Source organism: Acinetobacter junii (assembly GCF_018336855.1).
GTDB lineage: Bacteria > Pseudomonadota > Gammaproteobacteria > Pseudomonadales > Moraxellaceae > Acinetobacter > Acinetobacter junii.
Genome location: NZ_CP059558.1, coordinates 81,410 through 104,952, shown reverse-complemented (window position 1 = coordinate 104,952; position 23,543 = coordinate 81,410). Strand labels below are relative to the sequence as shown.

Here is a 23,543-nt window from a genome sequence, read left to right as displayed (position 1 = left end):
ACAGACCTATCTGTCTATAATTATGTTTTATTTTTAGCAAATCTTTACATTTCGCTTATCAATAAAAAAAGAGCCTATAAATTTCGGCTCTTTTTATTCAGAATGGTAGTTTAAGCTTTAGTAGAATCATATTTTCTAAACAACTGCCACAAACAAATCAGCAGAATAAAACTAAAATATACCAAAGACCAAACAGGTAACGACTGACCTAAAAAAGTCCAATCGATCAAGGCGCATTCACCAGAACCTGTTAGCACTTGCTGTAAAACCGTTTTCATCGGCAAAGCTTCTACCAAATAATCCAAACCAGGGCCACAACTTGGCACTTGATCAGGTGGTAGATTCTGCAACCAAACATGTCGTGCAGCAACACCCGCAGACCAACCAATTGATAAGGTCGCTAATAATGCATAAAAACGCTTGAATCCATTCGAAATCGGATTATGAATAAACGCAATCAATGCGATAAATCCCATACCGATCAAACCAATACGTTGGAAAACACAAAGTGGACATGGCTCTAATCCTTGTACGTGTTCTAAATACAAGGCAAATGAGATACCAATAATACTGGTCAGAACAAGTAAAGCACTGACCAAACGGTAATTCCAACGCATGGGAAATCCTCTAAAAAATTTTTAACGGTATTTTGCAAGATATTGGCTAAAACTCATGTCGTTATCTTGTTCAAGTTCAGCCTGTTTTTGCAACGAAGTTTGTGCTAGCTCATCAAAATACTGTTTTCTTTCTTGGTTTAATACATGCTGATCATAATATTGCACATGTTGCTGGGCCATAACGCTACCAAAACTCCATGTACCACCATACTTCAAGGTATCTTCAATGACATGTGCTGAAAGCGTATTTTCAACATGTGCTAAGCGTTGTTGCATCACAACAATTGCGTCTTGATACAACTGTGTTTGATTCGCTTGATCGAGTAAAGTCGCACATTGCTGAATAGTTGCCAAATGCTGCTGTGCCCAAGCTTGAAAATTCATTGTGTTCTCATCAAGCTCAATCTTTACATCAGCTGCACGACCTCGATTCACAACCTCTGTTTGATTGCGATCAATCTGTTCTTGTTCATCTGCAAACAACTCTGGACTATCACTCAGTAAACAATATAAAGCTAGACTTTCAAGAAAACCTGCAGCGATCTCATCAATACCGATTGAACTATACGGATTCACGTCAACAGCACGAAGTTCGACATAACCAACACCACGATTTTTCAACGCTTGTGATGGCGTTTCACCGGCCTGAGGAACTTGTTTTGGACGGACCAAACTATAGTATTCATTTTCGATCTGAAGCACATGATCATTAATTTGGATAGGTTCACCAGACTCATCGTCTAAGCCCAACGCACTAAACTCTGGATAAGGTGTATGAACTGCTTTCTGCAATCCATCCAAATAGTCATGCAGATCGTTATAATGAATGCCTAATTCTTTCTGTGCTGAGTTTTGGTATCCCAAACGCCCCATACGTAAAGCCGTAGCCTCTGGTAAATACAAAGTGCCTTTAACCAAAGGTTGTAAATGATGTTCACGACCTGTCAGGAAACAACGACAAACGGATGGACTCGCTCCTAATAAATACATCACCAAAGGAGTTAAACGAATAAAATTACGAATTAAGCCAAAATAACGATGGCTACGATAATCTTGAGCACTGAGTTGTTTTAATTCTTGATCGCTCTCTTGCTGTTGTAACTCAGCAAACAATTGATCAGGGAAAGATAAATTATAATGCACCCCTGAAATCGTCTGCATACGGCGACCATAACGCACACCTAAACCACGGCGATAAAGCGTTTTAAAACGACCAATATTCGAGGTTCCGTACTGTGCTAATTGGATATTCTCTTCATTATCATCCAACATACATGGCATCGACAGTGGCCATAAGCGCTCACCTTCTTCTAGGTGTTGATGCACCACGGTGTGAATATCTCGCAACTCATCTAATGCCGCTGTAATAGTAGATTGAGGAGTGGTAATAAACTCCATCAATGCTTCTGAATAATCCGTTGTAATATGAGGGTGCGTGAGTGCAGACCCTAAAGCTTTTGGATGATTTTTTTGTGATAAAAATCCATTGCTTTGCATTCTTAAACTTTCACGTTCTATGCCGCGTAACATCCCCTTCAATAGCGAAGCATCTACCCATGTTGGAATCACAGAGGAAGAAAATGTGTTGGGTTGATTCATAATTTATATGCTCGCTTATTCAAGATCGGCCAACAAGATAAGTGTTAGCGACTTCGTTATTCTGCCAATTATAACGACAATTGTGATCTAGTCATCTGATTTAATTTGGCAATTTTTATCACAATCTTGTTACATAAGACACGCTGAATTTGTGATTTTATTAAAATAATCGATCTTTCATTTGGCACTTCTTCATGCAAGCACAAGACATTCTCGACTTTTGGTTTGATCCGAATCATCGTTCACTTTGGTTCGCGAAAAGTGATGCTTTTGACGATAAAATTCGCGAGCAATTTCAAATAATTCACCAGCAAGCAATCCAAGCAGAACTTTGGTCTTGGCGCAAAATACCAGAAGGTCGTTTGGCTGAAATCATTGTACTCGATCAATTCTCTCGTAATATCTACCGTGACCAAGCACAAGCATTTGCTTATGACAGTTTGGCATTGGCACTGGCACAGGAAGCGATTAGCTTACAACTTGATGCGCAATTGAGTCCTGAACAACGTTCTTTCTTATATATGCCATTTATGCACAGTGAATCTAAATTGATGCATGAATATGCGCTCAAACTTTTTCAACGCTTGGGTAATGAAATCAATCTGAGTTTTGAAAAGAAACATAAGATCATTATTGATCGTTTTGGCCGCTATCCACATCGAAATGAAATTTTAGGTAGAACATCAACGGCAGAAGAGTTGGAATTTTTAACCCAACCCAACAGTAGCTTTTAAGTCAGTTTTACAGACATTGAAATAGGAATTGCATATGAAAACTGTATTGAAATGCACCCCTCTCCTTGTCGCATTGGCATTTACAGGGTGCGCGACCATTCCACAACAACCCAAAACCTTTGACCAACTTGGTCAATTCACCGCTTATCCATTAAATAGCAAAACGTATCGTATTGGTTTTCAAGCAGGTCCAAATCTAAGTTATGGTACAGCTGAAGAAATTACCTTATTAAAAGCTGCTCAAACAACACTCAAAAATGGATACCGTTATTTTACGGTTGTGGATGACCCAAGTAATGCACGGAATAAAGCACCGCGTCAGGCTGTGATTTATCCATCGCCTAGCTATTATCCTTATGGCTACTATCGTCGCCATCCAGGCTTTTGGCCCGATCCATTCTATGATATGCCACAAGTGGTCAATATTGATCCAATCCAAGTGTCGTATACTATCGAGTGTTTCAAGACTCAAGATCAATCTCCAAATGCTTTTGACGCGCAAATGATTTTGCAATCATTAGGATCAAAGTACGGATTGAGTCCATCAGGAGATGTGTTACAGCCCGCTGTGCCCACTCAAAACAAAAAGTGAATAAAGGATGACTAAATGAATTCAGTCGAAGAAATCCACGTACCTAGCCTCCAGAGAAGTAAATACTTCGCCACGATGGCACTGATTATTGCGGTAGTGTCATGGATTGGCTTAATGGTCGCGGCGCATTTTTTTCCTGAATACAAATGGATCATCCATATATTTATGCTTGGTGCAGAAGCAGGTGTGGTTGGTGGTTTAGCAGACTGGTATGCGGTTACAGTATTATTTCGTAATCCTTTCGGCAAAATGCCTTTACCGAAATTACTCCGTGACCACACGGAAATTATTCCACGTAATAAAGCCCGTATTGCCGAATCGATGGGTCGCTTCGTCCAAGAAAACTTTTTATCACCGCAAATCGTAGAACGTAGTCTCAAAAATGCAGACATGAGTTTGGCAATTGGTGAATGGTTAGCGAGTCCTAAAAATAATACGCAAGTGGTGCAGATGATTCAGCACACAGTGCCTAGAATTTTTGAATTTGTCAGCCAAGATCAAATTGCTCACTTTGTACAGAACAATAGTGTGCAATGGGTTCGTAGCACCAAAATCAACAAACTTGCCAGTGAAATGTTACGTGCTGTTTTAGATAATGATTTCCACCAAGATGTATTGCAACGTGGGCTTGATCTAGCACATGAATGGATGGTGTCTCATCCTGAAGAAGCACGAGACCTATCTCGTAAATTATTCCAAGAATTAGGCGTATGGAAACTAGCAAAAGGTGCGAGCTGGATTGGGATTGATGTACAACAACGGACGATTGATTCACTGATCGAAAAAGTTGAATCGATGTTAGCTAACCCTGATCACCCATGGCGCCAAGATATTGAAGCCACAACACATACACTAATGTTACAACTTGCTGATAACGATAGCGAAGCCAGTCTACGTCTAAATAGTGGCAAGGATGCTTTGCTCGATAGTCCTCAGGTGCTCAATTTTATTAGTGGTGCCATCGCGATCCTGTGTGATGCAATTAAAACGGATTTAATGCAAGAAGATTCAGGTATCGCGACGAATTTAAGAACTGCGATTCAACAGCTTGGTATAAGCTTGATTCAAAATGAAAAAGTTCGTGAAGTTTTGAATGAAAAAATGGTCGGCTTAGCAACCAACTTCAGTGAGCAATATAGCGATAAAATTATTCGTTATATCAGTGAGCGCATCCATGAGTGGGATTCTCGAGAAATGATCGCCAAAATCGAAAGCGAAGTGGGCGGCGATTTACATATGATCCGTGTGAATGGTGTGATTGTCGGCGCATTTATTGGTTTAGCGCTTGGTGTCATTCGTGCAATTGTTGAAAACGTTTTATAAACGATAGAGCCATATACGGTAGAGTCTTTCGACTTTGCCGTCTTTTGCCCTAAGCACCCTGTGATTAGGGCTCATCCATCTTCCCAACAAAAACACATAAAGAGAAGGGTCTCTTTTCCTGTCATTCATCAGCAAACCAACTGCTTACTTTCTTGATAATAGCGTGCCAAAGCTTCGGTATCTTGTTTTAAAAAGGCAGTTAAGTACGCTTTTACTTGAACCAATGACAGATGGCTAAAATGAATTCGCTCTTTTGCCTGAAACTGCACTAAACCAAAGATTTGTTTTTTAGCAACGACCACCGGAATATCTGTTTTTACCGTGAAGCTCAACTCTTGAGATGAGGCATAGGGATTTAAAACGATTTCGATGGTGTGTTCTGTATTACCATCTGTAATGGTAAAAGTCGGGCTTGCACCGTCGAGCTGCAACCAACGATTGAGTTGTTGTTTCCAACCCATTCTGTCAAATCGAGTTAATACCCCAATGGTATTTAATGCTCCACATTGTTCTACATCATTTAAATCAAGATGATGCGGATAGCGTATTTTTAGATCGAAATTGTCCATTGCTTAATGTCCTATTTCACAATTATTCGTATTTATTTTAATCTCTCGATATAAATTATATCGCTTAAATAATTAAATTAAAACACCATATGTAATTGAAAAATAATAATTTATTAGACAAATTTAACTAAAAAATGACCAATTCTGTCACTATTGTTTTTATTAAGACACTATTCCACTATTTCTCTTGATATTTAGCACATTATTGAAGCAAGGAAGCGACGCAAATCTCTATTCGCACCAGTTGCGACGATTTGGATATCTCATCCTTTTACCGATACAATCAACTCAAAACAAAACGTAAATTAGGTTAATCACCATGCTGCAACTTCAGTCAAAACTTCCAAGTCAAGGTGTGACCATTTTTAGTGTAATGACTGAACTCGCTCACAGGCTCAATGCCTTGAACCTATCACAAGGTTTTCCTGATTTTCCTGCCCCACACGCTCTGTTAGAAGCACTTAGCCAAGCAACATTAAATGGCTATAACCAATACCCAGCAGGAGATGGTGTATTGGCTCTGCGCGAACAGTTAGCACAACAATTTCTGCAACGTGATCAATTAAATTGCGACCCCATCACCGAAGTTACCATTACACCTGGTGCAACCATTGCCATTTTCTGTGCAATCCAAGCCTGTATCCACGCAGGTGATGAAGTTATTATTTTTGATCCAAGCTATGACAGTTATGCACCTGCGGTACAACTCGCAGGTGGTAAGTCGATTCATATTCATTTGGAAGCACCTTCATTTCAGGTAGATTGGCAAAGGGTTCAAGACAGCATCACTGCCAAAACTCGCATGATTATTGTCAATACACCACATAATCCTACAGGAGCAATTTGGTCAGAGCAGGACTGGCAACAACTGATTCAACTTATTGAAGATAAAAATATTGTTGTATTGTCTGATGAAGTTTATGAACATCTGGTCTTTGATGGGCAAAAACATTTTAGTGCTCTAAGTTTTCCCGAACTGCGTGAACGTAGTTATGTCATTGGTTCTTTCGGAAAGACCTATCATGTCACGGGTTGGAAAACAGGATATTGTGTTGCTGCACCAGAATTAATGCGTCTATTTCGACAGATTTATCAGTACGCAAATTTTTGTGGTACTACACCATGCCAAATCGCACTGGCTAATTATATGCAGCAGCATCCTGAGCATATTCAAGAACTTCCTCATTTCTACCAAGCAAAACGTGATCGTTTTAATGCTCAAATCCGAGACTCACGTTTTAAATTTCTACCATCTCAGGGAACCTATTTCCAAAACCTCGACTATAGTGAGATTCGACCTGATCTGAATGATGTGGAGATGTGCCAATTCCTTGCAGAGCAACACAAAATTGTCGCTATCCCAATTTCTGTCTTTTATCAGCAAGCCCCTGAATCGCTCAGACTCATTCGATTTTGTTTTGCTAAAACAGATATAACCTTGCAACGTGCGGGAGAAATCCTCGTACAGTGTTGATCAACAAAACATAAACCGAACTCAACCCAAGCTCGTGCTGCATATGTTATTTTGAAGAGATGATTTGCGTTTCCAATAGACGCGTAAAGGAGTTTAAATGACGCCACGCCAAACGTTGGTGATGCAACCCAATCTCTGGAAAACCTTTTTTGTTTTTCTTGTCCCGCTAATCGCCACAAATATTTTGCAGAATCTTTCGGGTACGATTAATACGATTTTTGTCGGTCAGATGATGGGCGTGGATGCAATTGCAGCCGTTTCTGTGTTTTTCCCTATCCTGTTTTTCCTCTTGGCGTTTGTGATTGGAATTTCAGCAGGCACTACCGTATTAGTTGGGCAAGCATGGGGAGCACAAAATCTTGAAAAGGTGCGCTGTGTTATCGGCTCAACATTATTTATTACCCTGATCGGTGGCACCTTGATTGCCATTTTAGGGCTGGTATTTGCTGAGCAGATTTTAAATGTGTTGGGCACCGATCCTAAAGTCATGCATCTATCATTACCCTACGTTCAATGGATGCTAGTGGGTAGTCCGTTATTATTTGTTTATATTATTTATACCTCGATTTTACGGGGTGTTGGCGATAGCGTGACACCGCTAATTGCCTTGAGTTTAACCAGTTTAATTGGCTTGGTGGTTACACCTGTTTTATTAAAAGGCTATTTTGGTTTTCCTGAATTAGGCATTATCGCACCTGCAGTTGCCACCATCATGGGTTATGCGGCTGTACTCATTTTTCTAGCTTTCTACTTAAATTATAAAAATCATCCTCTTAAAATTGATCGACAACTGATTCGAAGTATTCGTCACGATCCAAATTTAAGTAAATTAATTTTAAAACTGGGTATTCCGACAGGCGTACAAATGGTCACGACGTCTTTGGCTGGCTTAGTGATTATTGGCTTAGTTAATCGTTATGGCGCACACGCAACTGCCGCATATGGCGCAGTCAATCAAGTTCTGAATTACATTCAATTTCCAGCTATGTCGATCTCCATAGCAGCATCAATCTTTGCAGCGCAAGCAATTGGGGCTGGAAAGTCCGACTTATTGGCTAAAGTGACACGGACTGCCTTAGGCATGAATATCTTGTTTACAGGAACACTCATCACTTTGGCTTATCTATTTTCTAAGTATTTAATGGCGCTTTTTATCACCGATCACAGTGTGGTGGTATTAGGGCAACAGCTATTATTTATTGTGCTATGGTCAATTTTGTTTTTTGGTGCAAGTGCTATCTTTGCTTCAATCATGCGTGCCAGTGGTACAGTCAATGTCCCAATGATGATCAATATTTTGACCATCCTTCTGATCGAAGTGCCTTGTGCTTATTGGTTTAGTTCTATGTGGGGCTTAAATGGTATTTGGACGGCTTACGCGCTCGCCTTTGTATGTCTATGTATTTTTCAAGCAAGTTATTATCAATTTGTCTGGAAAAAACGTGATATTAAACGACTCATCTAATAAATAAAAAAGCCATTCAAATCTGAATGGCTTTTTGATCAAGCATATAAAGCTTAAAGCATCTTAGTTGCAAAAGCTGCAATACGTTGATAGCCCGTAGGGAATAGACGTTGGAAAGAATCTACAATTCGAGCATCTGTTCCAATCAACAAACGGCGTTTATCTTTTAATACCGCATTTAAAATTTGACGTGCAGCTTCTTCTGGTGGTGTACGCAAGAATTTATCAAACTGCTTGATTGATTTGCCTGGATCCATACCTAGGCTCTTTAAGCTGTCGTTCATCTTTGCAGCTTTGGCAATATTGGTACGAATACCACCTGGGTGTACGCAAAGTGAACTTACACCACTCTTTTCAATATCAAGTTCTTGGCGTAATGACTCTGTGAAACCGCGTACCGCAAATTTTGTTGCGTTATAAGCAGATTGAGTTGGTTGTGATGTTAAACCAAAAATACTTGAGATATTGATGATGTGACCATCTTTAGTTTGTTTGATGAATGGAAGGAATTCTTTAGTTCCATAGACCACACCCCAGAAGTTAATTCCGACGATCCACTCTAAATCTTCGTAGCTTGCACCTTCAACGGTAGAACCCAATGCAACTCCTGCATTGTTAAAGATCATATTGACACAACCATGATCTTGAACTGTTTCTTGTGCCCATTGTTTTACCGCTTCGCGATCAGAAACATCAAGCACTTTGGTTGTAACTGTAATTGGATTATCTTTCACAAGCTCAACAGTTTGTGCCAAGCCTTTTTCATTGATATCGCTCAATGACAAGTGACATCCTTGTTTAGCCAATAAAACTGCCAGTTGTTGTCCAATCCCAGAACCTGCACCTGTGATCGCTGCGACTTTATTTTTAAAATTTTTCATTGCCTATCCTTTGTATTGCGAATGAATTGCACACATTTGAGTAGATCATGTGCAGTTTGAGTTATAACCAATATAATTTTGACAATACATATTGTCAATATAGTACAATATCACTTTAAGACAAATGGCAAGAATCAACATATTGCTTGTCATATTAGGTCTATTTACATTTCATGACCTAAGATCTTGGAACGAGACAAAGCATATTGTGTGGAATTTAGTTATGCTAGAGCCGCATAAAGAATCGACAATTGGTAAAAAATGTTATTGTCGAGAGTGTTAGGGCTAAGATGTTTCCACAAACTTCGTTATAAAATTTAACAAGGGGAATAATTTTGTCTACCTTTTGCAAGTTGTGGTATGGATGGTCATCTTCATGATTTTTGATCTGAAATGACAGTAATTCAATGCAAACTCGTCCGAGCCACACGATTTAAAGATTTTTTAGGGAACGGTTTTTCTAATGACGACTCAAGATCAGGCGACACGTAAAAAAAAGAATGTTGACGCGAAAGAACGCCAATTTAAAGGGCTGTCTTTGAGTGAGCGTAAAGAAGCGCGCCGAGAGAAACTGATTGAGGCGGGTATCGCCACTTACGGGACACAAGGTTTTTTCTCTGTCACTGTGAAAGATGTCTGTAATGAGGCAAAACTTACTGAACGCTATTTCTATGAATCTTTTAAGAAAAGTGAAGAATTATTCCAAACCGTTTTCTTAAAAATGATTGGAAAAATGCAAACTTGCTTGACCCAAGCGGTCATCATGGCTGCCCCTGAACCTAAAAACATGGTGACTGCGGGTTTATCTGCATTGCTCACTGCAATTAAAGATGATCCGCGTATGGCACGTATCATCTATATTGATGCCATGCTCGTTCAAGACTTACATAATCAAGCCACTATTCAAGAAACATTGACGCAATTTGACCGTATTATTCAGGCTTTCGTCATGATCACGATGCCGAATGCCCCTCAAGGCAATGATGAAGTGTCGTTAATGGCTACAGGGCTGAATGGATACGTGACTCATATTATTATTCGTTGGGTCTCTGAAGGCTTCAAACAACCACTTGATGAAGTTCTTGCAGCCTGCTGTGCCGTGTTTTTATCCTTTATCGAAACCACATCACAAAAAAATTAAAATCCTTTTACAGTTTTGTTACAAAGCATATACTTAAATGATGATCCGATTAAACGAATGAATTCATTTGATTTATTAATCAGCAACCTGTCATCATTTGGTCATTGCTCTGCCCCACAATTGTCACAATTTATTGCTAAATTCGACTTTATTAACTCTTTTGCAATGATATTGTCATAATTAATCTTTGTAATAAGCCTGTCATAACAACAAAACGGTTCACCGTTACAGATATTAAGGGTATTGCGCTGTGAAAGATGACTATATTTTAATTGTCGATGATGAACTACCGATCCGCGAAATGATCCATACATCTTTGGATATGGCAGGCTTCCAATGTTTGCAAGCGGAAGATGCTAAACAAGCGCATCAGATTATTGTTGACCAGCGTCCTGCTCTTATTTTGCTGGATTGGATGCTACCGGGTGGTGTGAGTGGTGTCGATTTGTGCCGTCGCCTAAAACGCGATGAAAACTTAGCAGAAATTCCTGTGATCATGTTGACTGCACGCGGTGAAGAAGACCATAAAGTTCAAGGTCTTGATGCTGGTGCTGATGACTACATGACCAAACCATTTTCGACGCGTGAACTGGTTTCACGTATTAAAGCCGTGTTACGTCGTGCCAATGCGCTAAGCGGTGAAAAAGTTATTGATGCCAATGGCTTAATGCTTGATCCTGTCAGCCAGCGTGTGAGTTTTGGAAACAGTATCCTCGAGATGGGGCCGACTGAATATCGTTTGCTTGCTTTCTTTATGACTCACCCTGAACGTGCATATACACGTGCTCAATTACTTGACCAAGTTTGGGGCGGCAATGTATATATCGAAGACCGTACTATTGATGTACATATTCGTCGTTTGCGCAAAGTGTTAGAACCCTTTGGTGTTGATCGTTTTGTTCAAACGGTACGTGGCACTGGTTATCGTTTTTCTACACGAGCTGACTTAGCAGCAGGTTAAAACCCTTTATGTATGAACCTTATCCCGTCCCTGAACTGGCACGTGAGCACCAACAATTTCGTTACAGCAGTTTGTGGACGTTTGCAAAACAAGATTTAAGACTATTGATGTTTTTCTTATTGATTGCAAGCTTAATTGGATTTGGGGTTGGATACTTTTGGAGCTGTATCTTTGTTGCCTTTGTTGTTTTCTTCCTTTTGCAGCTCCGCTCGCTTTATCTAGTCAATGATTGGATTTCAAATCGTCCCTACGATATGCCACCTAATTTAAATGGCATTTGGGGCGCACTATTATTTAATGTCTACCGCGCACAACGCCAAGAACGAATCGTACAAGCTGAGATGGTGGGATTAATAGATCGTGCTCAGTCATCATTAGTTGCATTAGCTGAAGCGGTGGTTTTAATCGATGATCAGCATCAGATTGAATGGTGGAATCCTGCTGCTGAAAAGTTATTGGGAATTAATCCTTTAGATCGTGGTCGCAATTTACTCTCTATTTTGCGTCAACCCAATTTCATTGAATATTTCAAAAATAGTGATCAAGCGCCAGATGGAATTCGTCTTCAAGCACAGATGGACGAAGAGCGTTATGTACAAGTTAAAATCACACGTTTTGGTGGGGAAAGCCGTCTCTTGGTTGCACATGACATTACTCGTATGCATAACCTTGAACAGATGCGTAAAGATTTCGTGGATAATATTTCCCACGAGCTACGCACGCCACTGACGGTATTGAGCGGATACCTTGAAACCTTTACCGATCAAGATGATATTACCCCACGTTGGAAACGTGCATTTACCCAGATGCAGTCGCAAACCAAGCGTATGAATGCTTTGGTCAATGATTTATTACTATTATCCAATTTAGAGAATAATAAAAAAGTCGCTAAAAATCAGATTATTGATATGGCAAATCTGATGAATCAATTATTTGATGATGCACGTGCCTACAATCTCGACTATGGTCATACACTCAACTTAGATATTGATAGCCACTGTGATCTGATTGGTTCAGACATGGAAATTGCTAGTGCTTTCAGCAACTTAATTACCAATGCCATTAAATACACACCCAAAGGTGGAATTATTACCATTGGTTGGCACGAAGATGGTGATCATGCCTATTTTTCTGTTCAAGACAATGGTATTGGGATCAACCCTAAACACCTCCCTCGTCTCACGGAGCGTTTTTATCGGGTTGATAGCGCTCGCAGTCGTCAAACTGGCGGCACAGGTCTAGGTCTAGCGATCGTTAAGCATGTGCTGATGCAGCATGGTGCGCATCTCGAAATCACCTCTAAAGAAAATGAAGGCTCTACATTTACAGCCGTGTTCCCGAAAGAACGCCTTTACCATATGATCTAAAATAATTACAGGGAACTGCCAAGTTCCCTGATTTATGATGTTTTTCTATACTTTTAAATAATATAATAAGTTGTTGTTTCATTTCGCTATTTCTACACTTCATCTCGATGTAAAAACGACTTATGATTATTTCTTTAATTCGCAGCTTTGCGTTACTCCTCGGACTCAGTACTGCTTTTCATATTCAAGCAAGCCCTTTTGATCCTTTAATTGGTACATGGAAAGTTGTCGATGAACGCACTGGTTCTTATGTGTCAGATATTGTGATTCGACGCAATTCTAAAACAGAACAATACAGTGCTGTCATCGTCAAAATGTATCCCTCCGCTAAAGAGGTCGCTCCGACTACTTGCACAAAATGTACAGGTGCGTTGAAAGATCAACCTATCGTCGGTATGGAAGTATTAACTAAGCTCAAAAAACTCAATCAAGATGAGGAATTTGGTCAAGGTGTCTGGATCAACCCTTATGATGGTCATAAATACAGTATTCAAGGACGTTTAAGCAAAACTGGTAAAATGCTAAATATCAGTGCCAAACATCCAAATAATAATAGCTTTCGTGCTATGACATGGATTCGCTTATAAAAATATACATCGCTTAATATCATAGATAAAAACATGGGGGCTTTTATAAGTCCCCATTTTTATATGCAATCATGATTGCGTGAATTGGCTTTGATTTAAATTAAAGCTTAGTCGTTGAAGGCAATGGTTTAGTTTCAAGCAAGTGACTGGGTAAACCAAATAAATGATCAAAAAAGTAGTTATAAACAAAGGTATAGCATGGAATGATGATCATCAAACTAAAATCTAATAAGAAAGCTTTAACTAAACTGATTTGCATCCACCAAGCAATCAATGGAATCAAAATAGTGACTAAGACCACTTGAAAACCGATAGCATGGGCGATACGTCTAAAAATGGTTCGTGTCTTAGAATGCTGTCGTTTTTCCCACCATTCAAAGGCATAGTTGTAAAAGAAATTTACGCTGACAGCGATCACCGCAATTAATAATGACAAAGGTCCAGTGTGGCTGATCGTTGAGCCTGAAAGTACAGCCAAAATCATCGCACAAATCAAAAAACTGAGCACTTCATAGAAAAATACATAGGTCACTCTTCTTTTCATTCCTTGCATGACAGCACCTCAAAATCAACAAAAGGTGGATTTTACGTGCTCTTTCTGATAAAAAAAGTTAATCGTGATCAGTTTTTCTGACAAGCAAGGCAGAGATAAATATGAATAGTGAACAGCTGGAATTAATTCTTGAAGTGATTGATCGAGGCAATTTCTCTGCTGCAGCACGTGCTTTAAATCGAGTTCCTTCGGCTGTGAGTATGGCCATTGCGAATTTAGAAGCAGAATTGAATTTAAAATTATTTGAACGTAGCAAAAATTATTTAGAGCCTACCGAGATTGCCCTATCTATTGAACCGCATGCACGATTAATTGTGACCAAATTGCGTCAACTTGAAATGCATCTCACCGAGCTTTCTATGGGATTGGAAACAAATCTTAAAATTGGCGTTGCGGCTGATATTAATCAAAAAATTGTATTGGCAGGCATCGAAGATTTAACGCATCGCTATCCGCTGTTAAATATCGAAATGCACTGCGCAGCACAGCAAGAACTCAAAGCACGCCTTAGAAATAATGAAATCGATCTGTATGTTGCTTATAGTTCATCTACGATTGATACCAATGAACGCTTCCGCTTATTGAGTGTTGAAAAATTTGTTGCTGCGATTTCCCCTAAAGAAGCACAACAGCTTCGGGCACAACATAAAAATGAACTGACGATGTTATCTGAGCTTCGACAAATTATTGTGGCAAGTAAAAATTATCCTCTCCCCGACCCTCGTATTTTGGTCTCAGATGCCTACTGGCATACGGATAATTTATCGATGGCAATTGGGATGGTGGAGCAAGGACTCGGCTGGGGTAATTTTCCGTTGTCTATCGTCCATGAGCATTTTGCTAAACAAAGTTTGGTTCGTTTGGAGTTTAGTGATACCACCAACGGACTAGATATGCCAATCCATGCGATTTGGCCTAGTTATAAACCTCTCACTAAAATACTTCAATTGCTGATAGAACTTTGGGCAAAACAACAGCTTTAAAGAAAAAGAAAAAAGCCCGACATCCTGTCGGGCTTTTTCGTATTCCTTTCACTAGATACAACTCCTGTCATATCTCACATCCTGATGCTCAAACTTATTATTATTGTTTTATGTTTTGGAACTTCCTGTTCCTGATGAATTCATATTAGGGAATTTAACTTAGGCTGAAAATGGGACATTGACGTTAATCGGTGTAGGAAATGGCTTACAGAATTAGTTTTATACTTGGCAAGAAATATCAAACATGCTTAAAAAGCAGCTAACTCTTGTCTAAGTCGGCTGCTTTTTTAGGAACACGAAAAATACACAAGCATTTGATTTAATATATTTTTCGCATAACAACCATTATATTAAGTGGGTTGAGATTTAAAGAAAGATTCCATCATTATTAATTAAAAATAAAAGATATTGATATAAAATCAATAATCTTTTATTTATATCAACTACATATGCGAACATTTAACATAAAAGACTTAGTTGCCAAACATGCAATAATTTTTAGTTCTTCAGATTCTGAAATATCTATCCATATTTTTATGGAACCATTTATCTACCAAGATGATCTTGTAAGTCCAATAATTCGTTTAGATGATATTGACTTACCATCAACAAAACTTTGCAATTTAGTTAATAAATCTTTGACTTTTACTCAAGGTGATTTAAGTGGTTCTATATATTTAGGTGGGGCGCATCACCCTGTAGATGTAACAGGTTTGAGTTTTTTTCTAAGCAGGCAAAATAAGTTAACTGTTCTAGTTAAAGGTCTTTACGACTTTGAGTATGAGGGGTTAAATGGTGTAGCTAATGAGGCATTTGTATTGAATACATTGCTTAGTAGTTGTGATGTTAATGAAGGCTAGCGAAATAAATGGAAATTTTGAACGTTTTTTAACCCATCTTATCGGCTAAAAGTGACAAAAGTGCTTAAAAAGCAGCCGACATGTTTCTGTGTCGGCTTTTTGTTGTTTTTAGGGTGGTAGAAAATTTTTAAGTTTTTGATTTTAAATAAATAATAAAGATTGATTTCGCATAAGCGCCATTATGTTAAATGGACTCAATATTTTAAAAGTTTTCTTTTATACTAAATGAAAATTTATGATATTTAACTCAATTTATGAATCCAACAATAGATACAATTTTAAGAAAAGTAGATAGCTTAAAGCTTACTCAAGATTTTTTCTTTATGATGAATAAAACTATTCACTTAAGGTATGCGACGGTTTATGAAACAGATAAGAAAGAATTCAAAAATCTAGGAAATGCTGAAGATATATTTCAAGAAATACATAATCTTATGGATAATTATGAATTAGATAATGGTATTTACAGTTATTATTCTATTGATAAAAAAGTAATACTTCATACTGGCTACAATCCTGAATTATTTTGGGATGATGCAATGGAATTGATCTTATATCAAACTTATGATGTGATTCCATCTGAGGAAGACCGTAAAATTCAATTACAGAAAAGCCTTCAAAAAGAAAAAATAAAGCAGACCCTAGTATATGCTTGCCATCTTAATTTAGTAGATCAGATAGATTTTTTACTCTCAAAGAAAATAAGTAAAAGTGAATTAAATAGAAATCTTAAAGGTGTAGGAACACCTTTAGGATTAAGTATTGAAGCGAATAATATTAAATTAGCAAAGAAGCTATTAGAGTTAGGTGCAGACCCAAAGAAAAAATCATTTGTATACACACCACTTGAATTGGCGTTTATATATTCAGATGAAATGGTTTTTTATTTTTTCGATCATTTTAAAGAATATTTTATTAAGACAGTAACACAACAGGGCTTAGCTATTGCTGGACTCAATCAGAATGCTGAAATTTATAAATTACTGATAGATTTAGGTTGTGACCCATTAGGTAAAGATCCAATTTTCCAAATGCCACATGTTTTCGTAGATTATAATAATTTATACGGATTGCAGTTCTTAGCTGAATATGGAATAGATATGAAACATAAAAATAAATACAAGGAAACAGCATTTGAAAGAGCACAGAAACAAGGGAAAACTGAACTAATAAAGTACCTAGAAGCTTTTAATTAGTTTCCCTAAAATTAACATAATACGCCTTATGCGAAATACGTAAAACAAAAAGCCCCTATCGATAGGGGCTTTTTATAATTATATAGATTAAATCGAATGTCCTAAACGCTCACCCATCACCACAGTCGAGTTCGCTTTAAACTGCTCTTCCCATACCATTTTATCTTTTTCAAATAAAACCACCGCAGTAGAACCTAAGTAGAAACGACCTAACTCAGCACCTTTATCTAACTGCATTTGATGATGCTGTAATTCAACTTTACCTGAAGGTTTTACCTTACCTGTCGCAACAGTTTCAATCCCAGCCACAATCATCGCACCAACTAAAACCACCGCCATACGACCAAGTTCTGTATCAAACAAACATACCATACGCTCATTACGCGCAAACAAACCTGGTACATTTTCAGCAGTCGTTTGATTAACTGAGAACAACTCACCTGGAATGTATAAAGTTTCAGTCAATGTACCTGCAAATGGCATATGTACACGGTGATAATCTTTTGGTGATAAATAAACTGTTGCAAACTGACCATCTACAAATGGCTTTGCAAGTTGCGGATCACCAATCAATTTCTCTACAGAAAAACTTTGACCTTTGGCTTGGAAAATATCACCTGCCTCAATCTTACCCAGCTGAGAAATTGCACCATCCGCAGGACAAACAATACTATCTGCACGCTCGTCCACACCGCGTACACCTTCCTTCAATGCACGAGTGAAGAACTCATTAAATGATTTATATTGATTCGGATTAGTCTGCTCAGCAATGCTCATGTCAATGCCGTATTTCGCTTTGAATGCCTGAATCACAGCAGTTTTTACCAAAACATTTTCACTGGCTGCCACTTTGCCGATAACACGGCTCAGTTGATGTTGAGGTACTAAGTTTTGTGCTTTGATAAAAAGTTGTTTTTTTAGTTCTGCTGAAAAACTCAAGATGGTGACTCCCCTGAAATAATAGGACTATCGAGGCGATTGCCCCATTCACTCCACGCACCATCGTAGGCTCTCACTTGCCAATTGAGTAATTTTGCCAAGATATACGCCAAGCCCGAACGGTGATGTGACTGACAATACACCACCACAGGTTGTTGTAAATTAAAGCCTAATTGTTCCAAACGTTGTTGAGTGCGTTCAAGTGGGTGTAATTTTAGATGATTTTCACGGTTTAGGGCAGTACTCCATTCAAAATGCAACGCATTTGGGATGTGACCACCGCGTCGCGCAGCAAGACGTAAACCCGTATATTCATCTATGGTACGGCAGTCCCAAAGTTGAATATTCTTATGATTGACTGCATTGAGGAGTTCATCATATTCAATACGATGCTGTTGTACCGCCTGCTCATCAATAGCAACTAACTCTGCAACAGGTTTGTATGGTTCAACTTCAGACGTGGTTGGTAAACCTGCACCTAACCAGCCGTGAATACCACCATTAATCAAACTGGTACGTGTGAAACCTAAGCAGTGTAAATTCCAAATCAAACGCCCTGCCCAAGCACCACCCTCGTCGTCATAAACCACTACATGATGTTGCGGTGAAATATTTAATTTCTCAATCAAGGTTTTTAAACCATCGACATCTGGCAATACACCATTCGCTTGTTCATTCTGCGCAACTAAATATTTAGGTTGCAAATGAATGGCATGTGGAATGTGCAGTTGCTCATAAACCGAAGCTCGGCTTAGATCGATCACTCGAATCAACTCATGACCCAAGTATGGTACAAGTTGTTCAGGTTCAATCAATAAACCTAATTTAAAATCTGTGTCAGTCATTGTTATGGTGTCTTGTAATTACAGCATTGCATCAAATTTTAGCATAGCTCACTTTTTATCTTTGTCTGATTTTTCATATTCATTTAGCAGAAAACAAGATATAGGAAAAAACCCAACGATTTTAGATTTAAAGCATAAAATTTGCTGACAATTGCGAAAGTTAAGCCATATAAACCTGTCGAAAAAATTTACTGGTGCAGAGGCGGCATCCATGCCGTCTCTGTGACTGCCTTGCGCTGCTTCCAAAGCGTTGCTTTGAAATTGCTGAGGATGTGCCGTCAGTTCAACAAAAGATTTTTGCTACTTTGGATCTTTCAAAAGTAAAGAGTACCTATTACAGATCTCTCATAACATTTGAGCGATTCCACAGCCGTACCAAATTTTGAGTATGAAAGAATAACTAGGCCTCTTCAATCTCAAACACCTGACGCAAATACGCCAAAAACGTTTCATTATCACTCATGGTCTTGCCTGAGCTATCAGAAATTTTTGCTACCGATTGCCCATTACATTCCACCAGTTTTAAAACAATATTAAGCGGTGTCTGTCCCATGTCATTGGTGAGATTAGTTCCAATACCAAAACTAACCTGAAAGCGATCTTTAAAATATTGATGCAATAACCATGCTTTCTCTAAATTTAAACCATCACTAAAAGTTAACATTTTGGTCTTGGTATCTATTTTTAATTTGCGATAGTGCGCATAGGCTTTATCACCCCATTCATAAGGATCACCACTATCATGGCGCAAACCATCAAATAATTTGGCAAAATACAGATCAAAATCTCGCAGGAAAGCATCCATCCCAACCACATCGGTCAAAGCGATACCCAAATCCCCTCGATACTCTTGTACCCACGCTTCTAAAGCCGCTTTTTGGAAATTACGTAACCGAACATCCAATGCCTGAAAAGCCTGTAAAAACTCATGTGCCATGGTTCCGATCGGGCTAATGCCTAATTCTTTCGCTAACAGCACATTGCTGGTGCCACGAAAAACTTTGGGTGCAGCTGAGTGAAAGGCTTGAACTACATGTTTTTGCCATTCAAAACTGTAACGTCGTCGTGTTCCAAAATCTGAGACCAAGAATGGAGGATCATTTTCTTGCTGTTGCTGAGCATAATCTTGTAGTTGAACTAGCTTCTGCTGTAAACGGCGCTCGCCTTCTACAAAAACGTCATCATTACGGATGCGTTGGAAATACAGCTCATTGACGATAGCTAAAACGAAAATCTCAAACATCATGGCTTGTACCATTGGACCTTCGATTCGAATATCGAGCCGACCTGCCTCATCCATACTGGCTTGGATAAAACGACGTTTAAGTTGAAATAACTCTAAGTAATCAACAAAATCACTTTTAATAAAACGCAAGGAACGTAAATACTGTAACTCATCATCGGTGAAGCGCAGCTCACACAACAAATCAAGTTGATGGTTCAAATCATCCAAAATCTCAACTAGCGGATAAACCGTGTCATCTAAATTGCGGCAACGAAATAAATAAACACTGTGAGTTTGCGGAAACTGATGTAGCACGACTTGCAACATCGTGAATTTATACAAGTCCGTGTCGAGTAAAGATCGAATAATGGCAGGCATAAAGGATGGTTTTAACCAATTTTTATTAGATATCTGTTGTTATACAACCAAACGCTGAAGATTGAATAGTAGACTTTTGCTGCACGACTCATTTTTATCCTTTTGCTCTGCTAAAATTGCGCATCTCCTATCATCCAATTTTTAAAGTTATGCGTGCATTAATTCAGCGAGTTCTTGAAGCAAAAGTGGTTGTGGACGGACAAACCACGGGCGAGATTGAAAAAGGCTTATTGGTTTTTCTAGGCTTAGGGAAAGACGATACTTTAGAAAAGGGTCAGAAACTGATCGATAAGATTCTCAAATATCGAATCTTTGACGATGAAAATGGCAAGATGGGGTGGAATGTGAGTCAGGCCAGTGGCGGTATTTTATTGGTATCTCAATTTACGCTCATGGCACAAACTCAAAAAGGGTTACGACCAGACTTTGGACCTGCGATGCCACCTTCAGATGCCAAAGCACTCTATGAGCAATTGGTTGAATACGCACAACTGCAATTTGAAAATGTACAAACAGGTATTTTTGCTGCGGATATGAAAGTACATTTGGTGAATGATGGACCTGTGACTTTTAACCTTGAGATTGAATAACTTTAAGCAATAAAAAACTCCCATCTAGGGAGTTTTTCTCAGGCTTGTTATTTACCTGTTTTTTCTTTAATAAACGCACGTGCTTGGCGAATTTTTTCTTTTACAGGTTTTGGTACTTTAGGTGGAAGCAATTTCGCTGCTTGGTTGAACCAAACCAATAAGCTAAAGTCACCTTCCATTTTAATGCTACCGTCTTGCATACCTGTCATGAATGCTGTTGGGTCGCCTTTTACTAAAGTTTTTACGCCTTGCTCACTTGAAGCAAATTGCAAAATAAAATCCGCTTTTTCAGGATTGCCCGCAACTGTATCGATCTTACCGTGATTGACAATAATCTGACGTGCCATACCCAAGTCTGTACCAATTTGAATACGAAATTCACGATCATGAACTAACTCAATAAACTTAGGGCTAGTACGTGCCAATTGCTTCATACGCAACGCCAAACCTGCCACCAACAAATCCAGTGGATCTGTACTTACATCAACGATAGGTAACTTAACCACAGGTAGAGAAGAAAGCTTCATGACAATTATGCCCACAGTATAATGATGAAAATTAAGACAACCCGTATCCTAGCACAATTGTGAAGAACTCTGTAAAAGCTTTGTTTCAGAAAGTGAATGTAAAAAAGGCGTGCTGAGCACGCCTTTGATGTGATTAGAATTATTATGTATTTATCGACTAGAACATTGTTGTTGGTCATCCTTATAAACAGGCGTGTGTTCAATATACTGGCGATTTGCCAGTTGTTTTTGTGCTTGTTTGTCTTCACGTAAAAGAATAAATGTCACCGTCACCATCGCAAGGCTGAGCGCTGTCAGATAACTATAAGCGACAGACATTTCGAACATGGTTTGCACACCAAAGCGTACCACTTCGAGCAGTCCCCAACTAATCATACCCGCCAACATAAAACCTAACCAACGACGATAAGGAGAGAAGAAAACAGCAATAATTGCGACAGCGATCAAGCCAAATCCAACCCACATGGTGAAATTCGCTGCTTCCATAGAAACCTCCGTCTTTAAAAGGATGTCTGAATCAACGTTCAGACCTTATATTGTTCTGTAATCTCTAACAGTACTTCGTGTTGCATTAACGTCTTTATGCATTATGGAGCGTTTTTTTTAGAAAAAAAGAGCTTAAAATTAACGATACGACACAAGATGTCGCAACATGCTTTTGTAATTACATTTTTTAAAAATCAAAATTCTGAAATTTCTATATAGCATCAATTACTGAGTGTCATTACAAAAAAATACGCTTAATTTTGACCTCAAAAAAACTTTTTTCTGAATTTTTTAATTGTAGGTTTTCTATACATTTAGACATAAATATGACGAAGTGATGACAGCCAATAAAATCAATAAAGCCACATGATCTGTGGCTTTATTTGATGGCTCAGATCTACATTTATCTATGCTCGATTGAGGTCTTTATCATGCATACCTAAAAGATAAAGCACGCCATCTAAACCCACACTCGAAATTGCCTGATTGGCATTTTGACGAACTAGAGGTTTCGCACGGAATGCCACACCTAGCCCAGCGATTGACAGCATTGGTAAATCATTTGCACCATCACCAACAGCCATCGCCTGCTCTAGTGAGATACCCATTTTATCAGCCAACTGGCGTAACAGCTCTGCCTTACGCGCACCATCAACAATCGCACCTTTCACTTCACCAGTGACAAGCCCATCTTGCACATCCAAAATATTGGCATGCACTTCATCAATGCCAAGTTTAACTTGTAAATACTCTGCAAAATATTGGAAGCCACCTGAAAGAATTGCTGTCTTATAACCCAAGGCTTTCAACGTTGAAATTAAGCGCTCTGCACCTTCTGTCACAGTTAGACGCTCAGCAATTTTAGGCAGAACAGATGCATCTAAGCCTTTTAACAACGCAACACGCGCACGGAAACTTTGTTGGAAATCAAGCTCACCTTGCATTGCACGTTCTGTAATTTCAGCAACTTGCTCACCTACACCCGCTTCTAAAGCAAGCTCATCAATTACTTCTTGCTCAATCAATGTAGAGTCCATATCAAAGCAAACCAAGCGACGATTACGGCGATAAGCATTATCTTCTTGTACGGCAACGTCGATGTTTAATTCACCTGATAAACTCAAACAAGCAGCACGCATTGCTTGTGCATCCAGCATTTGTCCACTTAATCCGAACTGAACGCAAGCGCGTCGTGGGAACTGACTTTGTTCTTCTAGTTCTAAACGTCCTGATAAACGTGTTACCGTTTCTATGTTAAACCCTTGACCCGAAACAATTTGAGTCACAGCTTGCAAATGTGCAGCGGTCAGTTCAGGTGCAAGAGCTGTCACGATATAGCGTGTACGTCCGCCCTCACTCACCCATTGGTCATATTCTGCGTTGCTGATTGGTTTAAATCGCACAGTTAAGCCAATATCATGTGCTAAAATCAGAATCTCTTTCATTGCTAATGCTGTTGCAGTCTCGTTATCTGATGCAACAACGATCCCAAGGGTCAGTTGATTGTGAATAACCGCCTGACCGACATCGAGTATTTGCAAAGAATGTACGGAGAGTACCTGCATTAATCGAGTAAACTGATTCGGTTGATCTGGTCCTAAAAAGGATATAAGAATGATTTCTCGCATGAATTGACTCGTGTTAGAGCGAC

Annotated in this window: 24 protein-coding genes; 13 read left to right on the top strand and 11 right to left on the bottom strand. The window is 38.9% G+C overall.

Translation table 11 applies throughout. From position 1 onward, the window contains the following. Positions 1 to 110 precede the first annotated feature (110 nt). On the bottom strand, positions 111 to 617 hold the full coding sequence (locus H2677_RS00495; RefSeq protein ID WP_004910048.1) for a disulfide bond formation protein B: 507 nt from the start codon (positions 615 to 617) through the stop codon (positions 111 to 113). A gap of 21 nt (positions 618 to 638) precedes the next feature. Continuing rightward, positions 639 to 2,216 carry a glutamate--cysteine ligase gene (gshA, locus tag H2677_RS00490; RefSeq protein WP_212638930.1) on the bottom strand — a complete coding sequence of 526 codons (1,578 nt, stop codon included), beginning with the start codon at positions 2,214 to 2,216 and terminating at the stop codon, positions 639 to 641. 194 nt (positions 2,217 to 2,410) lie between these two features. On the opposite strand from gshA, the gene H2677_RS00485 reads away from it, so the two are divergent. Genes H2677_RS00485 through H2677_RS00475 form a run of 3 tightly spaced genes read left to right on the top strand, consistent with a single transcriptional unit; the run spans position 2,411 to position 4,865 of the window. Continuing rightward, positions 2,411 to 2,950, top strand: a complete 540-nt coding sequence (locus H2677_RS00485) for a DUF924 family protein (protein WP_130575877.1) — start codon at positions 2,411 to 2,413, stop codon at positions 2,948 to 2,950. Between the two features lie 34 nt (positions 2,951 to 2,984). After that, entirely contained in the window at positions 2,985 to 3,542 is a 558-nt protein-coding gene (locus tag H2677_RS00480) for a CC0125/CC1285 family lipoprotein (protein ID WP_212638929.1), read from the top strand. Positions 3,543 to 3,557: 15 nt separating this feature from the next. Beyond that, a complete protein-coding gene (locus tag H2677_RS00475) occupies positions 3,558 to 4,865 on the top strand; it encodes a DUF445 domain-containing protein (RefSeq protein ID WP_212638928.1) in 1,308 nt (435 codons plus the stop codon). A 128-nt stretch (positions 4,866 to 4,993) separates the two neighbouring features. On the opposite strand, the gene H2677_RS00470 is transcribed toward H2677_RS00475, so the two are convergent. Continuing rightward, on the bottom strand, positions 4,994 to 5,434 hold the full coding sequence (locus H2677_RS00470) for a hypothetical protein (RefSeq protein ID WP_004910063.1): 441 nt from the start codon (positions 5,432 to 5,434) through the stop codon (positions 4,994 to 4,996). Positions 5,435 to 5,753: 319 nt separating this feature from the next. On the opposite strand from H2677_RS00470, the gene H2677_RS00465 reads away from it, so the two are divergent. Together H2677_RS00465 and H2677_RS00460 are read left to right on the top strand one after the other, a co-directional pair. Next, on the top strand, positions 5,754 to 6,908 hold the full coding sequence (locus H2677_RS00465) for a pyridoxal phosphate-dependent aminotransferase (protein WP_199955439.1): 1,155 nt from the start codon (positions 5,754 to 5,756) through the stop codon (positions 6,906 to 6,908). Positions 6,909 to 7,005: 97 nt separating this feature from the next. After that, complete coding sequence (locus tag H2677_RS00460; protein WP_039047202.1) at positions 7,006 to 8,373, top strand: MATE family efflux transporter; 1,368 nt, start codon at positions 7,006 to 7,008, stop codon at positions 8,371 to 8,373. A gap of 53 nt (positions 8,374 to 8,426) precedes the next feature. On the opposite strand, the gene H2677_RS00455 is transcribed toward H2677_RS00460, so the two are convergent. After that, complete coding sequence (locus H2677_RS00455) at positions 8,427 to 9,254, bottom strand: SDR family NAD(P)-dependent oxidoreductase (protein ID WP_004951173.1); 828 nt, start codon at positions 9,252 to 9,254, stop codon at positions 8,427 to 8,429. A 463-nt stretch (positions 9,255 to 9,717) separates the two neighbouring features. On the opposite strand from H2677_RS00455, the gene H2677_RS00450 reads away from it, so the two are divergent. The 4 genes from H2677_RS00450 (at position 9,718) to H2677_RS00435 (ending at position 13,310) form a co-directional block, all read left to right on the top strand. Further along, positions 9,718 to 10,395 (top strand): TetR/AcrR family transcriptional regulator, encoded by a 678-nt coding sequence (locus tag H2677_RS00450; RefSeq protein WP_004910075.1) that lies wholly within the window; start codon positions 9,718 to 9,720, stop codon positions 10,393 to 10,395. Positions 10,396 to 10,645: 250 nt separating this feature from the next. Continuing rightward, the gene (gene phoB, locus H2677_RS00445; protein ID WP_004679100.1) at positions 10,646 to 11,356 is read left to right on the top strand and encodes a phosphate regulon transcriptional regulator PhoB; all 711 of its coding nucleotides are present in this window, start codon (positions 10,646 to 10,648) and stop codon (positions 11,354 to 11,356) included. An 8-nt stretch (positions 11,357 to 11,364) separates the two neighbouring features. Then, the gene (phoR, locus tag H2677_RS00440) at positions 11,365 to 12,723 is read left to right on the top strand and encodes a phosphate regulon sensor histidine kinase PhoR (RefSeq protein WP_004910079.1); all 1,359 of its coding nucleotides are present in this window, start codon (positions 11,365 to 11,367) and stop codon (positions 12,721 to 12,723) included. 122 nt (positions 12,724 to 12,845) lie between these two features. Beyond that, on the top strand, positions 12,846 to 13,310 hold the full coding sequence (locus tag H2677_RS00435) for a DUF2147 domain-containing protein (protein ID WP_199955436.1): 465 nt from the start codon (positions 12,846 to 12,848) through the stop codon (positions 13,308 to 13,310). A gap of 100 nt (positions 13,311 to 13,410) precedes the next feature. Here H2677_RS00435 and H2677_RS00430 read toward each other — a convergent pair whose 3' ends face one another. Then, the gene (locus tag H2677_RS00430) at positions 13,411 to 13,863 is read right to left on the bottom strand and encodes a PACE efflux transporter (protein ID WP_004965047.1); all 453 of its coding nucleotides are present in this window, start codon (positions 13,861 to 13,863) and stop codon (positions 13,411 to 13,413) included. A 95-nt stretch (positions 13,864 to 13,958) separates the two neighbouring features. On the opposite strand from H2677_RS00430, the gene H2677_RS00425 reads away from it, so the two are divergent. From H2677_RS00425 to H2677_RS00415, 3 genes are all read left to right on the top strand, one after another. Further along, positions 13,959 to 14,846, top strand: coding sequence for a LysR family transcriptional regulator (locus H2677_RS00425; RefSeq protein ID WP_099947859.1), 888 nt, complete (start codon positions 13,959 to 13,961; stop codon positions 14,844 to 14,846). A gap of 449 nt (positions 14,847 to 15,295) precedes the next feature. Then, a complete protein-coding gene (locus H2677_RS00420) occupies positions 15,296 to 15,706 on the top strand; it encodes a hypothetical protein (RefSeq protein WP_099947858.1) in 411 nt (136 codons plus the stop codon). 254 nt (positions 15,707 to 15,960) lie between these two features. Continuing rightward, entirely contained in the window at positions 15,961 to 16,902 is a 942-nt protein-coding gene (locus H2677_RS00415; protein ID WP_168154638.1) for an ankyrin repeat domain-containing protein, read from the top strand. A gap of 87 nt (positions 16,903 to 16,989) precedes the next feature. Here H2677_RS00415 and asd read toward each other — a convergent pair whose 3' ends face one another. The 3 genes from asd to pncB form a co-directional block, all read right to left on the bottom strand. Continuing rightward, the gene (gene asd, locus H2677_RS00410) at positions 16,990 to 17,841 is read right to left on the bottom strand and encodes an archaetidylserine decarboxylase (RefSeq protein WP_168154639.1); all 852 of its coding nucleotides are present in this window, start codon (positions 17,839 to 17,841) and stop codon (positions 16,990 to 16,992) included. Continuing rightward, entirely contained in the window at positions 17,838 to 18,686 is an 849-nt protein-coding gene (locus tag H2677_RS00405) for a sulfurtransferase (RefSeq protein ID WP_005403448.1), read from the bottom strand. The genes asd and H2677_RS00405 overlap by 4 nt, the downstream gene beginning before the upstream one ends. 400 nt (positions 18,687 to 19,086) lie before the next feature. Continuing rightward, positions 19,087 to 20,289, bottom strand: a complete 1,203-nt coding sequence (pncB, locus tag H2677_RS00400; RefSeq protein WP_004910097.1) for a nicotinate phosphoribosyltransferase — start codon at positions 20,287 to 20,289, stop codon at positions 19,087 to 19,089. A gap of 149 nt (positions 20,290 to 20,438) precedes the next feature. On the opposite strand from pncB, the gene dtd reads away from it, so the two are divergent. Next, a complete protein-coding gene (gene dtd / locus H2677_RS00395) occupies positions 20,439 to 20,879 on the top strand; it encodes a D-aminoacyl-tRNA deacylase (RefSeq protein ID WP_212638927.1) in 441 nt (146 codons plus the stop codon). Positions 20,880 to 20,926: 47 nt separating this feature from the next. Here the strand turns inward: dtd and H2677_RS00390 are convergent, their stop codons facing one another. The 3 genes from H2677_RS00390 to serB form a co-directional block, all read right to left on the bottom strand. Further along, positions 20,927 to 21,406, bottom strand: a complete 480-nt coding sequence (locus tag H2677_RS00390) for an SCP-2 sterol transfer family protein (protein WP_212638926.1) — start codon at positions 21,404 to 21,406, stop codon at positions 20,927 to 20,929. A 150-nt stretch (positions 21,407 to 21,556) separates the two neighbouring features. Then, positions 21,557 to 21,892, bottom strand: coding sequence for a ciprofloxacin tolerance protein AciT (aciT, locus tag H2677_RS00385; RefSeq protein ID WP_212638925.1), 336 nt, complete (start codon positions 21,890 to 21,892; stop codon positions 21,557 to 21,559). Positions 21,893 to 22,299: 407 nt separating this feature from the next. After that, positions 22,300 to 23,520 (bottom strand): phosphoserine phosphatase SerB, encoded by a 1,221-nt coding sequence (gene serB / locus H2677_RS00380; RefSeq protein ID WP_212638924.1) that lies wholly within the window; start codon positions 23,518 to 23,520, stop codon positions 22,300 to 22,302. Positions 23,521 to 23,543: the final 23 nt, after the last annotated feature.

What these genes read in the sequence shown, in the direction of transcription:
- H2677_RS00485 (WP_130575877.1), top strand. Translation starts at nt 2,411, where the DNA reads ATGCAAGCACAAGACATTCTCGACTTTTGGTTTGATCCGAATCATCGT.
- dtd (WP_212638927.1), top strand. Translation starts at nt 20,439, where the DNA reads ATGCGTGCATTAATTCAGCGAGTTCTTGAAGCAAAAGTGGTTGTGGAC.
- serB (WP_212638924.1), bottom strand. Translation starts at nt 23,520, where the DNA reads ATGCGAGAAATCATTCTTATATCCTTTTTAGGACCAGATCAACCGAAT.
- phoR (WP_004910079.1), top strand. Translation starts at nt 11,365, where the DNA reads ATGTATGAACCTTATCCCGTCCCTGAACTGGCACGTGAGCACCAACAA.
- H2677_RS00480 (WP_212638929.1), top strand. Translation starts at nt 2,985, where the DNA reads ATGAAAACTGTATTGAAATGCACCCCTCTCCTTGTCGCATTGGCATTT.
- H2677_RS00430 (WP_004965047.1), bottom strand. Translation starts at nt 13,863, where the DNA reads ATGCAAGGAATGAAAAGAAGAGTGACCTATGTATTTTTCTATGAAGTG.
- H2677_RS00405 (WP_005403448.1), bottom strand. Translation starts at nt 18,686, where the DNA reads ATGACTGACACAGATTTTAAATTAGGTTTATTGATTGAACCTGAACAA.
- H2677_RS00460 (WP_039047202.1), top strand. Translation starts at nt 7,006, where the DNA reads ATGACGCCACGCCAAACGTTGGTGATGCAACCCAATCTCTGGAAAACC.
- H2677_RS00495 (WP_004910048.1), bottom strand. Translation starts at nt 617, where the DNA reads ATGCGTTGGAATTACCGTTTGGTCAGTGCTTTACTTGTTCTGACCAGT.
- aciT (WP_212638925.1), bottom strand. Translation starts at nt 21,892, where the DNA reads ATGGAAGCAGCGAATTTCACCATGTGGGTTGGATTTGGCTTGATCGCT.
- H2677_RS00455 (WP_004951173.1), bottom strand. Translation starts at nt 9,254, where the DNA reads ATGAAAAATTTTAAAAATAAAGTCGCAGCGATCACAGGTGCAGGTTCT.
- H2677_RS00420 (WP_099947858.1), top strand. Translation starts at nt 15,296, where the DNA reads ATGCGAACATTTAACATAAAAGACTTAGTTGCCAAACATGCAATAATT.
- gshA (WP_212638930.1), bottom strand. Translation starts at nt 2,216, where the DNA reads ATGAATCAACCCAACACATTTTCTTCCTCTGTGATTCCAACATGGGTA.
- H2677_RS00415 (WP_168154638.1), top strand. Translation starts at nt 15,961, where the DNA reads ATGAATCCAACAATAGATACAATTTTAAGAAAAGTAGATAGCTTAAAG.
- H2677_RS00435 (WP_199955436.1), top strand. Translation starts at nt 12,846, where the DNA reads ATGATTATTTCTTTAATTCGCAGCTTTGCGTTACTCCTCGGACTCAGT.
- H2677_RS00450 (WP_004910075.1), top strand. Translation starts at nt 9,718, where the DNA reads ATGACGACTCAAGATCAGGCGACACGTAAAAAAAAGAATGTTGACGCG.
- H2677_RS00390 (WP_212638926.1), bottom strand. Translation starts at nt 21,406, where the DNA reads ATGAAGCTTTCTTCTCTACCTGTGGTTAAGTTACCTATCGTTGATGTA.
- H2677_RS00470 (WP_004910063.1), bottom strand. Translation starts at nt 5,434, where the DNA reads ATGGACAATTTCGATCTAAAAATACGCTATCCGCATCATCTTGATTTA.
- H2677_RS00465 (WP_199955439.1), top strand. Translation starts at nt 5,754, where the DNA reads ATGCTGCAACTTCAGTCAAAACTTCCAAGTCAAGGTGTGACCATTTTT.
- pncB (WP_004910097.1), bottom strand. Translation starts at nt 20,289, where the DNA reads ATGCCTGCCATTATTCGATCTTTACTCGACACGGACTTGTATAAATTC.
- H2677_RS00475 (WP_212638928.1), top strand. Translation starts at nt 3,558, where the DNA reads ATGAATTCAGTCGAAGAAATCCACGTACCTAGCCTCCAGAGAAGTAAA.